The 15047-nt window shown below is 50.0% G+C and carries 8 protein-coding genes; 3 read left to right on the top strand and 5 right to left on the bottom strand.

Annotated features, from left to right (window positions below; genetic code table 11):
* The first annotated feature begins 1 nt into the window (after window position 1).
* The gene (locus tag V8L71_RS18405) at window positions 2-2491 is read left to right on the top strand and encodes a hypothetical protein (RefSeq protein WP_336275071.1); all 2490 of its coding nucleotides are present in this window, start codon (window positions 2-4) and stop codon (window positions 2489-2491) included.
* Window positions 2484-5669 (top strand): tyrosine-type recombinase/integrase, encoded by a 3186-nt coding sequence (locus tag V8L71_RS18400; RefSeq protein WP_336275070.1) that lies wholly within the window; start codon window positions 2484-2486, stop codon window positions 5667-5669. Before V8L71_RS18405 ends, V8L71_RS18400 begins: the two co-directional genes overlap by 8 nt.
* Window positions 5670-6416: 747 nt before the next feature.
* Here V8L71_RS18400 and V8L71_RS18395 read toward each other — a convergent pair.
* The 5 genes from V8L71_RS18395 to V8L71_RS18375 all read right to left on the bottom strand — a co-directional run bounded on the left by V8L71_RS18395 (window position 6417) and on the right by V8L71_RS18375 (window position 13953).
* Entirely contained in the window at window positions 6417-6542 is a 126-nt protein-coding gene (locus V8L71_RS18395; RefSeq protein WP_431313196.1) for a hypothetical protein, read from the bottom strand.
* 47 nt (window positions 6543-6589) lie between these two features.
* A complete protein-coding gene (locus V8L71_RS18390; protein WP_336275069.1) occupies window positions 6590-7582 on the bottom strand; it encodes an IS30 family transposase in 993 nt (330 codons plus the stop codon).
* A 231-nt stretch (window positions 7583-7813) separates the two neighbouring features.
* Complete coding sequence (locus tag V8L71_RS18385; protein WP_336275068.1) at window positions 7814-8872, bottom strand: sensor domain-containing diguanylate cyclase; 1059 nt, start codon at window positions 8870-8872, stop codon at window positions 7814-7816.
* A gap of 318 nt (window positions 8873-9190) precedes the next feature.
* The gene (locus V8L71_RS18380) at window positions 9191-12280 is read right to left on the bottom strand and encodes a sensor domain-containing phosphodiesterase (protein WP_336275067.1); all 3090 of its coding nucleotides are present in this window, start codon (window positions 12278-12280) and stop codon (window positions 9191-9193) included.
* Window positions 12280-13953 (bottom strand): methyl-accepting chemotaxis protein, encoded by a 1674-nt coding sequence (locus V8L71_RS18375; RefSeq protein WP_290697561.1) that lies wholly within the window; start codon window positions 13951-13953, stop codon window positions 12280-12282. Before V8L71_RS18375 ends, V8L71_RS18380 begins: the two co-directional genes overlap by 1 nt.
* 678 nt (window positions 13954-14631) lie before the next feature.
* On the opposite strand from V8L71_RS18375, the gene V8L71_RS18370 reads away from it, so the two are divergent.
* Window positions 14632-14934 (top strand): nitrate- and nitrite sensing domain-containing protein, encoded by a 303-nt coding sequence (locus tag V8L71_RS18370; RefSeq protein ID WP_336275066.1) that lies wholly within the window; start codon window positions 14632-14634, stop codon window positions 14932-14934.
* The last annotated feature ends 113 nt before the right edge of the window (window positions 14935-15047 follow it).

Raw genomic sequence — 15047 nt, 5'->3', positions numbered from 1 at the left:
CATGGTGATGCAAGCAGATTTGGAGAAATTGGCAACTTTGAGTAGCGTGGAGCTTTCCAGAATAGAAAAGCTGCTTGCGCTGCTGAAAGCGCCGGATGATCTAACCCACCTTCTCCTAGTTATGGAAAACTTGAACCGTGCTTTACAAGCAGTTCAAAGAAGCCAAAAAACTCGGGAGGATCTTGATGATGCGACCGAGAAAAAGGAGGAGAAAGGCCTCTTTCATTACCTTCCTGTCATTACCCAGATTATCGCCGTGCTGAAGGGATTTGATCGCGAAAGCTGCCCAGAGACGTGGTTAGATCAGTCGGGGAAGCAGCGCGGCATTATCAATGACCACCCTGAATGGGCGATGCTGATTCTTACCCCCGATGCTGAGTGCTATGGCAATGATGCGTATTGGCAGCATACCGGTGTAGTTATGGCGTGCTCAGCCGTTCAGCGAAAGCGGCACCAAGCGCATATTGGTTCCGAAATCACCGCTGCTTGTCGTGATATCCGGACGATTGGCAATGGCAAGAAGTCTCTCGGGCTGTTGGTAGAGATTGAGATGGACGCCACGCTCAAAAGCTACCGTCAACAATATTTGCTAAAGAGCGACGAGATCCTCGAGCCGCTGTCGGGTATCGAGCTGCTCGTTCGAAAAGTACTCGACCATAAGGGAAAGACGAGAGACGGTGGAGGTGGGGGTGGCCACCCGGCCCGAACGATCGAGCGGCGCGTTGATGTGTCGGATTCGGATGACGAGGAAAATGAGGGGCCAGAAAAGTCGATGCAACTGTTGGAATCGGCCGGTGACGAGCAGGCGCAGGGCCGTCAGCGTGCCGCCGGTTTGCACCCCAAAGAATCCCAGACACTGCGTGCTGTTTCCTTCACGGAAAGTAAAGCATCACCGACATTAGGGTTTGATCTAAGGGACTTGATCCGGCGCCAGAGCAGCCGTATCCAACATATCAGCCAGTCCAACCAGAGGCTTCCTTTTCGCTACGCCAGCTTAAGTCGGGTCGAGCTATCGCTGGCAGCGAAAGCAGCTTTCGAGCTATTTACGGGCCGAGGCCGCTTTGAAAAGCGTGATGACGAAGATGTCTATGCCGGTTTACTGCTGCTGTTGATGATCTGGCTTGGACGTCCCGTCGAGCAGATTCTGGGGATGCGGGTCTATAACCATCGACATGAGCTACCGAAACACCGCAAGGACGTACTCGCTTTTTTGATTGAAGAGCACGCCTTTGTGCTCCCCATTCCGTCGCCGGAGTGGCGTAACAGTCTCCAGGACGACGCAAAGAAACTGCTCTTTACAGCCGGTGGGAGCACGCCTGCATTGGTGGATGAGGTGGTAGTGGTCGCCAGTCCCGTGCGGATGGGGAAGTTTATCTCGCGTCTCAGCTTGGTGCGGAAAAGTCGGACAAAATATCGCGAATTGTTTCCCGAATGGCGTCATGGCGGCATTGAGGAGGCAATGCGGGTGGCGGTTTCAAAGATCAACCGCACCCACCGTATGCGGCTGACACCCCGTCGGATCAGTCAAGCGCTATTCGATGAGATCGTCGGCCACTCCAGCGATTGGGTTGATGCTTACCTGTTGACCGGGCACCGTTTCACCGTCGCTGATGTGGCCGCACATTATTACAGCGTGCCGGCTGGCTATCTTGAGACACTCTATCATGCTGCTGCTGTTTCGCTGCGTAACAGCATCTATCAGTACCTTAGCGTGGAAGAGAAGCATTACTACGCCTTCAAACAAGTCGTTCAAAACAAGGGTGACCATGGCAGTAAGCTGAACCTCAAACCGATATTGCTGACACGCCTGGTCAAACACTTGAAAGGCGAACTGCGGGCAGCTAGGCGTCTTCAGCCTGGGGAGGAGAGTTGGCGACAAACGCATAATCACTACGTGGCTTATATCGCTTTCTGGATACTGTTCGCGACGGGCTACCGTGCTGTCAATGACTTGGTTTTTCGCTGGCGGGAAATCGACTTTGCGTCCGGTTTTCTGGCCATTTCCGACAAGGACGACGAAGCGATGAGTCAGGCACGGGTGGTTTGGCTGTTGCCGGAGTTGCGTGATCAAATACGCCAGTATGCGAGCCACTTGGAAGTGCTACAGGCCCGGTTTTATCAACGTGCGTCTCTTTACGAGCACCTCGAAGCAGTGTTGAGTGAGCCTCAGCCAGACGTGCCGCTGATGTTTTTTATCAGTGACAGCTGGCAGATGGTTCAGCTTTCTCCAGAGAATCTGCGGCGCCACGTACCGCTCTTTACGCTGCCAGTCAACGCAAGTCGGCACTATCTTCGCAGTGCTTTGCGTGCTGAAGGGGTTCGTGGCGAACTGGTTAATGCCTTTATGGGGCACGCTCAACAAGGGCAGGAGCCGTTTGGCGCTTTCTCTACCTTGACCCCCGTGGAAATGTTTCGGGAGCTAGCGCCTGTCCTCAGTAAAATGCGCCGGGAAGCGGGATGGACAGTGCAGCAGGGGCTAGCGGATGACTGATCATGTCGAGGAAGTTTGGAGCGGCTGGAAGCTAATACAAGTTCCGGAAGGGGCAGGTGGTGCCGAGGCACGCCATCGGCAGCATCTGCTAAATAGGCGTCGTCACCAAATGGCAGTGCTGGAACTGCTACAGGAAACGCACCCTGGCCTTGTCCGCGGTGAATCGGATGTCAGCGTGCCGACGGATATCGCCCAGCAGTGGGAAGAAGCCCTACAAACCGGTGACAACCGTTCAGTCGTCGAAATTCGCAACAAGGTTAACTTCTTATCACTGGGGCTGTCGCGTGGGCAGCGTGAGTTGGGGTGGGACGTGCGCGTTCCAGCGCCGCTGCACCTGGTCAGGCCAGCGGCGAGTCCTTTTACGCCCTTGTCCTTCAAAAATTTAAGCGATTACCGTGACTGGTGCCAGGATGCCGATCATGAGATTCAGCAGCCAGACTTTCAGGCGCTTCTTTGGCACGGCAATGGAAAAAAGGGACACCGTCGGCTTGAGCCTGAAATGATCAGTTGGGGGCTGTTTCTTTATTGTGTGATTGCCAATGACGGCCTGCTGGGCAGCAAGCACCTGAACTCACTACCATTGGCCACCACTACATTGGCAGTGCACGGGGCTTCTGCCTGGTTGGTGCTGCATGAGACAGTACCGGAAGGCATGCCAAAATCGAAACGGGTGTTGCCACGTAGCCGTTGGCTGTTGGGAGTGTCGGCCTTAGCGGTGTTGATGCGCCACATTCAGCATTTTGGCCACCCTGGCGAGAAGTGTGGCGGTTATCAGCAGGCGAGGACTTATACCCAGACGGCTTGGCTGCATTTCTGTGGCGCTTTAAAGACTGAGCCGGTGTCACTTCCGACGTTTAGCGAGCATGCCTCGACCGCCTTTCGCTTACATGTACCGGCTTATATCGTGAACAGCGCACACGGCAAACACCCAAGCACGTCAATTGCTGAAGAGCGTTGGCATCAGCTGCTCACCGGTGGGTACGTAAAGCATGCCAAGCCAAAAGCCGAGCAGGAGGATGTGCTTCCAGCAGCAGGATCCGGGCTAACGCCAATAGTGACCGAGCGTTGTGAGCGGGACCAACCGTTGTATGAAGGGCGTGCGCTGCTGAAATCGTTACACGATACGCTCTATAAGCGTCGTAACCAGAAACGCCTCAGGTTTCGAGACCTTTCTCGCGAGCTGGAAAGTGCCATTGTTGCTTCTCAGCGTATGGCTCCCATCATTGAATGCTTGTGTCGCTGGCTGCTGTTCCTGCATCAGAAGCGGAAGCGAAAGCAGTCGACGCTGTACAAGTATCTTGGTGTAAGCATGCCGCTTCTGCAGGCTTTGGGGGAGACGCCGGTTGATCAGGATCGGATGGATGCGCTTATTGAGGCCTATCAGTTCGTGGTCGAACAGGCCAAGACCGAGAAAAACCGCCACTACCGTTGGACGGTGTTGCGCTCATTCCATTCTTTTCTTGTGATTGATCAAGGCCTGGCCAACGTCTCTATGGTGTTTGCTGACGGTGGGGCAACTATCGCGCATCATGCCGATGCCAATTGTCTGTCAGAGGATGAGTATCGTCTGATAGCTAGCTTTCTGGCCTCCCGCTCGTCAAACATCATGGGGCAAATTCGCTATTGGGTATTTGTGCTTGGATTTCGCGCTGGTCTCAGGATAGGAGAAGCACTTTCCATTCAGCTAGATGATGTCTTGCTCCATCAAGAGGTGCAGGATACTGACGTTACTCTTCTGGTTCGTAACAACGAGTATGTGGGGGTTAAGAGCCATGATTCACGGCGGCAGCTTCCGCTTCATTATCTGCTGACAGACAGCGAGCTGGAAGCATTCAAGGCCTTCATCGCCAATCGACAAGAGGTGACCCTTCACGGTCGTGTCATGCTGTTCGGTGAGGGGAGTGGTTCGGTGGCACCGCTACACGATGATGAGGTGCAGGCAGAGATCCACGAAGCCATGCGACGTATCACCGGGGATTACAGTCTGCGCTTTCATCACCTGCGTCATTCACTGGCTAATTATCTGTTGCTCTCTTTTCATGGGGTGGAGATACCCTGGACAGCGCCTTCCCATCATGCTTTTCTTTGGGACAAGGTCGCTGAGGGTCCCACGCGATCAGGGCTGTACTTTATCGCGCAGCTGATGGGGCATGCGTCCCCCGATGTGACATTACGAAGCTACTTACACTTTACCTGCCTGCTCCTTGACCATTATTGCCACAAGCAGTCCTCCTCGATGGAGAGCTGTATTCCGAGCCACGCAATTGCTCAGTTGGAACCCTTGGCCAACGTGCTCCAAATCAAGCCGGCGACCCTGCGTAAATGGAAAGAGCGTTTCGGGGGAAAACCGCCACGTTGGCTTAAAAAGGCCTTTCCCAAATGTTCTGTGATAGACGTAGCTCAGCAGGCGCTAGCCCCCTATCCTGAATTGCCAGCCAAGATACTGCTTGAGCGCCAAGGTCTGAGCCAGCTATCGCTGGAGCAGGTCGCCGCTGCGCTGGATGCTTTGTATCAACGCGATTTTGACGACGTTGAGCATATCTTTAATTTGTGTAAAGGCGAGGCAGAGCGGCTAACGTCTTGCGCGCGGCGGGTTCTAACAGCGCGCACGCGGCAGGGGATGAGCGCGTTTCGTCACTACCGGATGACGAAAGGTAAGCAGTCAGCACCGAATGATTTTGCCCACCCACGCCTGGCAATGCCGCGCTCGCTGGCGGAACGCCCAGTGGCGAATGCGATGTACCAAGCCATCTGGTCGTGGTGGTTTAGCCATCATCCGGATGAATTGCGTAGGCATCTTCGTTTTTTCTACCGCTACCACCGTGCCACCGACGGTCATGTATGGATTCGCGATGCCGATGATGGCTTGGCCTTTGTGAGTTGGGTGCTGGGTCTGGATGCTCGCATCAGAGCAGTCGTTGAGCTGACACCCAGTGCGCGATCGTCCCTGTCTGAGAAGCAGCAGCTGAGTGAATGGAAGAAGCGGCTTCCCTCACATCAACATAAGGTGGAATGGCAAGCTAAGCGTCCAGGCAACCGTTTTTCAAAACCGCTGGGCACGGGCAACGTTACTTTCTATGTAGTCAATGAGAATAAGCGCTCTCGAAGTGGCTACCCCGTGCGCTATGTGCTGGTAATGGCTTGTATCGTTATGGCGGCGGTGGCCAGAAAAACATGATCGCATCATGCCGCCGATCGTACTGCACAGGCCAACCAGCTTCGCGTGGGGAGTTGATACTTGACAATTTTGCCTGCTGAAAGAAACGCACTATAGCAAGTGTAGATATAGCGATTCCTACCGGAAGGAAGTATGCCAATGACTGACAATTTGATATGTAACGTTTTACCTACCAGGCGGCACGGATAGATTCTGACTAATGTTCCGGCGTTGCATTGGGCGGAGGCTTTTAGCGAAGGAAGATAAAGCCTAGCAACCATTGCAGTGCCACGTAAATCATCGAGAAGGGCAGCGGTAGCATTGCTTGGAGTGTAGGTTCAGCAAGGATTATATCCCACGGTCCCGGCTCCATTTCCACGAGATGCCCACCGAATCTGCTAACCTGCAAGAGGAAGGCATTGATGTGTCGGGGTGTATCGGCCACGTACCTGAGTTTGTCAGCACTTGACCGTGCTGGTTGGCGAGGTGCGGCAGGTGACACAAGTCAGCCCTCCTTAGTTGGCCCAGCACGGCGAGCCAACACACCCAAATGATCTGGAAGCGTTGCCCAAGGTAGTGGCTGAAGGCGGCAACTTGAGCGGCCGTTGGTGGTTCAAGGAGAAGAGCTCACGTGTATAGGTAACAGCCATCAACATGGCTGCGCATCAGTGCCAGTTACGCGGCTTTAATGGGGGTCGAGGCAGGCGCCAGGCTTGTCCTAACAGCTGGCCGCGTATGCGAACCTTCGTTTATTTTCTTACCGAGCGGTTAGTTGTGAACGGAGAGGGCAGGAATACGCATCAGCGTTGAGAGCTGTGATGTACGATCTGCTAACAAGTCGGCAAGCGTATATTGATCCAATACGTTAAGAAAAGCCGCGAGTGCTTCTGCCAAAATTGGCCTCAAGCGGCATGAGGGCGTGATGACGCAGTTACCTGAATTCAACTAATAAGTGCAGCACCTGCGGTTTCTAGTGCTCCTGAATATTCTCCTAAAAACACCTGGGCTGGGGTTCGATATCTCAGCCGCTTTCTGGGTCTATCGTTCAGCTTGTGAACAACGCGTCGCAGCTCTGCATTAGTCACCTTCCGGAAGTCTGTACCTTTCGGAAAATACTGCCTGATCAGGCCGTTGGTGTTCTCGTTTGTCCCACGCTGGCCTGAACAGTAAGGATCACAGAAATACACGGAGGCGCTAACCGCTTTTGCGACCGTCTCGTGGTCTGCAAACTCCGAGCCATTGTCGAGCGTGATCGTCTTCACCGCGCCCCGACGAGGCTTAAGTAAACGGACCATGGCTCTCTGCGTTAGTTCTGCCGTTACCTTTGGCAGACGTGCCGCCAACAAGTAGCCACTTCGTCGCTCTACCAACGTCACTATCCCCGCTTGCTTGTGCCCATAAAGCACCGTGTCGCCTTCCCAGTGACCGATGGTGAGGCGTTTTTCGATAGCAGGTGGCCGATGCTCTATCCCCACACGCTTAGGAATCTTGCCTAGTCCTGCACTTTTGGCATGGGCACGATGTTTACTGCGACGCTTGGGCTGGCGGAGGTGTCGCCACAAATCGCCACCCTTGGCCTTATCGTCCCAGATCAGCGAATAGACCCATTGATGACTAACTCCTATCCCCGTCAACGGCGCCATAAAACCGCTAATCTGCTCTGGACTCCACTCTTCTCTAAGCCTGTCAGCTACGGCATTGATCAGGCTAGGGAGTTGCTTTGTCCACTTCCAGGCGGAGCGGCGTCTCTGATCGCTGTAACGCTGCGCTTGTGCGGGTTCATATCCCTTGGCACCCGAATTACGTCTCAGCTCACGGCTCACGGTACTGCTGTGAATGCCAAGCTGTTGAGCAATCTGACGTTGGCTCAATCCTACATCCCTATGGGCAAAAATTTGATATCGTTGTGCCTGGGTCAGTTGTCTGTATCCCATACTCTGCTTCACTTTGGTCGGTAAGGCGGAGAGGGTACCGCTGCTGGCCCTCCTGCCTCTACCGTATGATCCAAAGTGCTGCAGTTATTCTATGAATTCAGGAAAATGGGGGGATTACCGCACCTATTCATGACTTCGATTCTTTTTGATTGTGGCTGAAAATGCCATTTAGCTTATATAGCTATAATGGCCTCCAGAAAGCTAAAAGTAGAATCTTTCAAGTCTCTTACCTTATGTTTCTGCTTGAACCGCAGTGCTGTTACGGCCCGATTCTTTGACTTGGTAAAGTAAAGCATCGGTCATCGATAAACATGTATCCATCGTACAAGTGCTGGTAACCGCACAAATACCAATGCTAACCGTACAATAAAGTGAGGTGCCATTGTTCATGATCATAGGCGTTTCAGCAAGTTGCTGATGCAGACGGCTTGCAACATGGGTAGCGTCTGATGGGCTGGTTCGTGGCAGCATGACCATAAATTCATCACCGCCCCACCGGCTAATCACATCGTACTGACGAAATACCCGACGGCAAAGCTCGATAAAGCATACTATGACGTTATCGCCTCCCTGATGTCCGTACGTATCATTAATATTTTTGAAGTTATCTAGGTCAATCAGCATTAGTGATCCAGAAGGGCCTCCACGCTGAATCATAGCTATTTCTTGTTGAAAGCGTTCATCAAAAGCACGGCGATTTAGCAAGCCTGTTAATGAGTCGGTGGAGGATAATAGCTCTAATTCTTGACGTGTGGTTTGTAATTCACGAATCAGCGCTTCCTGTATACGGTGGCTGCGCATCAACTCCATATGGGCCATGACCTGGTTGGCCAATGCCTGGAGAGCAAAACGTTGGCGCTTTGTCAGCTCGCGAGGTTCATAATCAAGTGCACATAGCGTTCCCAGCGGATAACCATCTCGGCTTTTAAGTAGTGCACCCGCATAAAAGCGTAGGTGAGGCTTTCCTGTGACCAAGGGATTATCAGCAAAACGGGTGTCTTGCGTAGTATCCGGCACAACAAAAACGCCTGGCTGCAGCAGAGCATGAGCACAAATCGAGATATCGCGAGGTGTTTCTTGAACACCTAGCCCTTTTTCGGATTTAAACCACTGCCGATCACGGTCGATAAAATTGACGACCGCAATGGGAGTGTCGCAAATCAATGAGACCGCCTCGACAATTTCATCAAATGCGTCGTCTTTCTGCGTATCGAGAATCTGGTAATCTGCAAGCGCCTGAAGCCGACGTTCCTCATAGGCGCCTGAACTAAGAGTCGATCTATGGTTCATAAGTGGACACCGAATCCAATTGGGCGATACAGACCCTCGAAAGCCACCGTTTTGAAAGCGAATAGGCCGATTTATCGCCATTACATAAGTGATCTGAGCAGTGGCTGTGCATATCAATTCCTTTTGTGATCACTCTTAAATTCTGAAAATCATGTGCTTGGTGAATGCCTACAGGGCGATCATATATTCCCTGACATCAGGTAGTTGATGACTAAAGAAACATGTTAGCAGGATAATAAAATGCATATCCTAAGGTTAATTTTTATTTTACTCGGCAGCTTTTTTGTATGATTTTTGTATAATTATGTTATTTGTTTTTTACTGACTTTTCCCAGATTGCTCACATGTTGCCCAAGATATGAGCTGGCTTGCAGGCATAGGCTTGGCCACCCCATAGCCTTGGATAATGTTACAACCGATTCGCTGTAATGTTTCAATGTGTGCGTCGCTCTCAGCGCCCTCTGCTACGACTTGCTTGTGAAAGCGTTTGGCTAAATAGGTAATGCTTTCGACAATCGTCAGGTCCTCTGAGCGCTTGAGCATTCCCATCACAAAGGACTTGTCGATTTTAACTAAATCTATCGGCAAGTTACGAAGGTAACTTAATGATGAGTAACCTGTACCAAAGTCGTCAAGGGCGACTTTGCAGCCCATCTCACGGCATAAGTTTAATATTTTGGTCGCGCTGGATAAATCATCCAGTGCCGCTGACTCTAAAACTTCAATACAGATGAAATTTGGTGGTACGTCATGGTGCCTGGATAACGTGTCCCGCAGCATGTCAATGAACTGTTTATGCACAAGTGACTGAGGAGTTAGATTAACGCTAACGCTAATGCTGAAGCCCTCTTTTTGCCATGCTGACAGCTGCGCTAGAGCTGTTTCCATAACCCAGGCATCTAATGACAACTCAGTATCAGTACCACTGATGATAGGCAAGAATTGATCTGGCATCACTAAACCACGCTGTGGATGGTTCCAGCGAATAAGTGCCTCTACGCCCAGCAATTTAAGAGAGGCTGCGTCAATTTGTGGTTGGAAGTATAGTTCAAATTGACCTTTTTGAAGGGCTTGAGAAATATCATCCCTCATTGTTTGTTGTGCTTTTAACTTTTTTTCATGGCCAGGATCAAAGAAGGCAAACGTGTTTCCTCCCTGGAGTTTGGCTTGATACATGGCTTGATCTGCGTGGCGTAATAGCGTATCTGAATCAGCATTATCAAGTGGAAATAATGTAATCCCTAAGCTTACATTTACTGATATGGCAGGTGAATCAAGCTCATTCGGATGCTCAACTACAAAGCTTTTAATGATTGTACTCAACTGATCTGGCTTAGCATTCATATCGGGAAGTAGCAAAGCAAATTCATCGCCGCCTATTCGTGCCACGATTCCTTGGGGGCCCACACGGTCTCGTAATTGTTTAGCAACAGATATTAAAATATTGTCGGCAGTTTTATGGCCAAACTGTTTATTGATTTTTTCGAAGCCATCAAGGTCTAAAACACCAATGGCTAGTGTGTTTCCGTCATGGACGTGTGCGATAGCTTCACGTACTTGGTTAAGCATTTGATGTCGGTTAGGTAAAGAAGTCAGGCTGTCAAAATGGCTCGCAAGGTGCAGCTCTTCAGCATGCTTCTTAAGCCGCGTCGTGTCCGAAAAAATAGCCACGTGATGGGTGACATCTCCCTGGGCGTTATGGATCAACGAAAGAGATAATGCCTCATAAAGTAGTTCTCCATCTTTGCGGCGGTTAATAAGCTCACCACGCCAACTACCATCGTTTAACAATGATTGCCACATGTCTTTATAAAACGCTTGGGTATGACAACCTGAAGAGAGAAAATTGGGCTGACGGTTTACAACATCGCTGAGGGTATACCCAGTCATAATCTCAAAGGCGCGATTCACATCAACGATTCGGTTGTCTTGATCCGTGATCATAATGGCATTTTGGCTATCAGAAAAAATCCTTGCCGACAGCTCGAGTCTTTTATGTGCCTCTTCATGTTGAATACGCAAACGTAACGAACTAATTAATTGGCCAAGGTTGCGTAAAAATGGAGAAAGTTCATCTATAAGGTCTTCCTGATATCCGCCAGGACGGTTTGCCAATCCAATCATTGCGATCAGCTTGCCATTATCGGTGATTGGAATGCCAACAAATGCACTGAGAGGAGGGTGACCGTGAGGCAGCCCGCCCCGCCGTGGATCTTGGTCAGGCGTATTAGCAATTAACATTTTGCCCGTTTTTAATACGTATCCAAAAAGAGACGTTTGTTTACTAAATACAACTCCCCCTTGAGAAGCTTTTTCAAACAGTCTGCGTGAAGCTTGATCCCAACTGATATCTGTAATGGCATGGGTTTTTAGAAAAGGTGCATTTTCTTCATCATAGAAGACTTCACCGATAAAGCCTGAGTCACTCTCCGTTAGCGACACCAGTTCAGCCAAGGTATCGGAAAAAGCTTGGGATAAGTCATGTTCAGCAATAAAGGACGTCTGTAAATGATTTACCAGTCTTTCAAGCCGCTGTTGTCGTTGTAAGCGTCGCTCATTTTGTTTGAGTGGCGTAATATCTTGAATGGTCCCCGCTATTTGCATGATGTCCTTGCCTACTGAGACGGGAGCTCCTGTTACGCGAACCCATGTAGGGAATTCTTTATCTTTGTGCACGAGGCGTAACTCAAGATCAAAGGGCACCCGCTGCTCGGCAGCCTGTGTCAAAGCGGCTTCCAGCCGGTGTTGATCGTCAGCCATGTAAACACTAATAGCGTTTGATTTATCATGAGGGTAGTCAGCGCTCACACCATAAAGTGTGTACACGACGTCATTCCACCACGTGGTACCTGAGGAGGTATCTAATTCCCAAAGCCCAAGACCCGATGTGGTTACAACGCGCTCTTGGCAATGCAATCGATGAAGCTCAAGGCGCTCTACCACTAGGTCTGCCAGCGTTGCTAGATGTGTTCGCTGTGCTTCGCTGAAAGCTCTTATTTTCGTATCTAAGATACATAGCGTGCCTAGGCTATAACCTTCCCTCGAAACCAGCGGTGCACCGAGGTAGTAACGAATGTGAGGAGGGCCCGTCACCAAGGGGTTATCGAGAAAGCGGGCGTCTTGATTAGCATCCGGTATTTCGAATATTCCTTCTGCACACAAGGCGTGTGCACAAAAAGAGATATCACGGGGCGTTTCTTTTATTGTTAATCCATGGTGGCTTTTGAACCACTGGCATTCGTCGTCTACAAAACTCACTAGCGCATAAGGAACATCGTAAAGCTTCGCGACCATCGACGTAATGCGTTCTAGAAGCGCATCTTTACGCCGGTCGTTCATGGTATAACGCCATAATGCTTTCAAGCGTTCTGGTTCGTTACGAGGTATAGGGGGGACACACATTTTCATTACATAGCTCCCTTCGATGTAATAGATATCGAGGATGGCAACGTAAACGATTTGCGCGTTAGGCCGACGTTTCTTTCAGTGGCTGCTGAAATTTCAAGGGTCAATTCAGTGCCGCTAGGAGCGGTGCGGAATGCGCGAATTGCATTCAATAGCTGATGGGCCTCTTGTTCCAGCCTTTGAGTTGACGTATTCGTAGACTGAAGTTGATCGGCTGTATGCTGAACGCCTTGCTCCATTACATTGATAGCGCTGCCTATTTGTGAAATACCGCTGCTTTGCTCTAAAGAGGCGGAGCTGATTTCACTCATAATATCGGTCACCCGCTGGCTGGCTTCCATGACACGTGTGATGACCAGCTCGGTTGTTTGCACTAAATTGGCACCTGCTGCAATTTCACTATTAGAAGTACTGATTAAGTGGTGAATCTCTTTGGCGGCTTCTGAGGAACGATTCGCAAGCCTACGTACTTCGCTGGCAACGACGGCAAACCCTTTACCATGAATGCCTGCACGTGCTGCTTCTACGGACGCATTTAGGGCTAAAATATTCGTTTGGAATGCTATAGAGTCGATTAAAGAGACAGTATCGGCCATATGTTTAGCGCTTGCGGTAATGGCTCGCATGCGTTGAACTACCTGTGACATGCTTTCGCCTGCGTTCTGTACCTCCTGCATATTGGACATTGCAAGGTGGCTTGCTTGTTGTGCATTTTCGGCATTTTGCTTAACAGTGGCCGTCAACTGCTCAGTACTGGCTGCGGTTTCTTGAACTGAAGAGGCTAGGTTATCGCTACGCTCGGCAATAGACTCGTTACTTTGCCGAATACTAGCGACAGATGGGTTTACTTTGCTGATACCGTCATTTACATCGCTGACGATGGCACTGAGGCCTTTTCTCATAGTGACCAGTGCATCGACAAGCCGATCAACGTCATCATTTTGGTGAGGTGGAACGTCGGCTGCTAGATTGCCAGCTGCTACTTGAAGTACAAACTCACGTGAGGTTTCAACCATCCGGCGCACTCTATTCCACAAGCCTAGGCCCAGTGCTGCAACCACAACGAATAGCAAAACGCCTAGCCCAAGTTGAAAGAGGTCATGAGAGAGTGTCCAGTTTGTAAGGGTTAGCCAACCAATCGAAAAACTAGCAACAAAAGCTAAAAGGCGAGTTTGCAGCGTAGCCGATCCCCACTTGCAGCGGCCCAAAAATGCTAAAGGATGGCGTCGACGGATTTGACCACGATGCAGGGTGAAATTTTTACCCTTGCCGTTACTCCAGACGCGGTAAATCTTTTCCGCATGCTGTACTTCTGCAGCAGATGGCTTAGTACGTAGAGAAGCATAACCCACAATGTGACCGTTTTCTTGGATAGCCATTGCATTGGCGCGCACCCAATAATGGTCGCCATTTTTACGTCGGTTTTTGACTAGGCCTGACCAAGGTTTCCCCTGTTGGATGGTCTCCCAAAAATCTTTAAAAGCCGCTGGAGGCATATCAGGATGACGGACGAGGTTGTGATTGGCCCCCAGCAGCTCCTCAAGCTCAAAACCGCTGACTGCAACAAATGCTGGGTTAGCATAAGTGATTTCCCCTTTCAAATTTGTTCGAGAAATCAAAAGGTCATCTGAAGCGTAAGAGTACTCAACCTGAGTAATTGGCAAATTAGTGCGCATTGAAAGCCCATCAGTTTATGTTGAGGATGAGAAAGGTAGCGATCCCTGCCACAACGACGTGCTTGGTAATTATGATGTTATCGGCTGTCACAATGCTTTCTTTAGTAAAAGTTATAAGGTTATGTTCACTATGTGTGAAGGGTGTGCTGATTGCAACACGTTCACGGCGGGGGTGATGAGCTTTAAATTTGAGTATGAGAATTATTTCTATTGCGCGAGTTTCATCTGGCAAGGCGTTTATTCTATCAACGATCGTAACCGTTCAAGCTTATAGGCAATATTGGTGTATGTACGGTCAGTACGGAGGTTGACACTAGATATTTTTATTTATACTGGTTTTTTAACCAGTTTGATAGCATTTTTCCTATGCCAGACAAGATTTTACAAAAGCGTACCCTGTGTGGATCAGTAAATATGGCATCGAAAAAATGACGCAGAGCAGGTTTTGCCTTCCACTTAAGTCGTATCATTACCTGAAAGCCAGGGCGTGATAGAGGAAAGCGAAGCAAAATGTCATGTTCAGCGTCTTGATACATTCGTCAGGTTTATTAGCATGGCGAGAAATCTATGGTTGGCTAAGCAAGTAGTATTGAATAATTACCGCTGCATATCGCTAGCTAAATTGCTAGCATGCAAATTATAGCTAATTTTTGATATGCGCTGATTGGAAGCTGAGCAATGAACACGTTATTAAACAGACTGCCCATGTATGCCAAATTTTCTTTGGTGCTCGCCCTCCCTCTACTTGCCTTAGCATGGTTTGCTATCAATGGTGTGCTTGATAGACAAGCCACTGTCCGGGAATTAAAACAGCTCCAAACCATGACAGCGCTGGCACAAAGTGCTGGAGACTTGATACATCAAATACAAATTGAGCGTGGTATGTCGTCAGGTTATTTAGCAAGTGGAGGCGAGGCCTTTGGTCAACGATTAAGTCAGCAGCGGCCACAAACGGATACTGCAGCGGAGGCATTTACCTGAATCCGTGAAGCCGGCGCCGACACTTTCCCTATCACCGCCAGCGAGCACTTTTTGATCATTCGCCCCGTGCAAGTTGGCTTTCGCAAGCCCGTTATTGCCAAAACCCACCGTGC

Source organism: Vreelandella indica (genome assembly GCF_037070225.1).
Classification (GTDB): Bacteria; Pseudomonadota; Gammaproteobacteria; order Pseudomonadales; family Halomonadaceae; genus Vreelandella; species Vreelandella arctica.
This window is presented reverse-complemented; position numbering and strand designations above follow the sequence as displayed.